Origin of the sequence: Streptomyces sp. CA2R106, assembly GCF_037034245.1 — a bacterium.
GTDB lineage: Bacteria > Actinomycetota > Actinomycetes > Streptomycetales > Streptomycetaceae > Actinacidiphila.
In genome coordinates this window covers 1-392 of the sequence record NZ_JBAGKC010000191.1, presented here as the reverse complement: position 1 = coordinate 392, position 392 = coordinate 1, and the positions used below count along the sequence as shown (strand labels likewise).

The 392-nt window shown below is 79.1% G+C and carries 1 protein-coding gene; it reads left to right on the top strand.

All coding sequences use genetic code 11. The features are described from left to right. A partial coding sequence (locus WA788_RS35685) for a KR domain-containing protein (RefSeq protein WP_335984678.1) occupies positions 1-392 on the top strand: 392 nt, incomplete at both ends.

Here is a 392-nt window from a genome sequence, read left to right as displayed (position 1 = left end):
TCTGCTGGGCGCGCCCGGCCAGGGCAACTACGCCGCCGCGAACGTCTTCCTCGACGCGCTGGTGGAGCAGCGGCGGCACGACGGGCTGCCCGGCGTGTCGATGGTCTGGGGGCCGTGGACGCCCGAAGTCGGCCTCACCGGGGCGCTGTCCGCAGCGGACCAGCGCCGGATGCACGGCTCCGGGATGCCGCCGCTGTCCGTGCCGCAGGGCATGGCGCTGTTCGACCGGGCCGTCCGCGCGGACCTCCCCGTCGTGGCGCTGACCCGGCTGGACGCACCCGTGCTGCGCGGCCAGGCGGACCTGCCGGCCGTGCTGCGCGCGCTGGTCGGCGCCCGGCAGCGGCGGGCCGCGGCCGGCACCCGCCGGCAGTCCGGCGGCCTCGCGCAGCAGC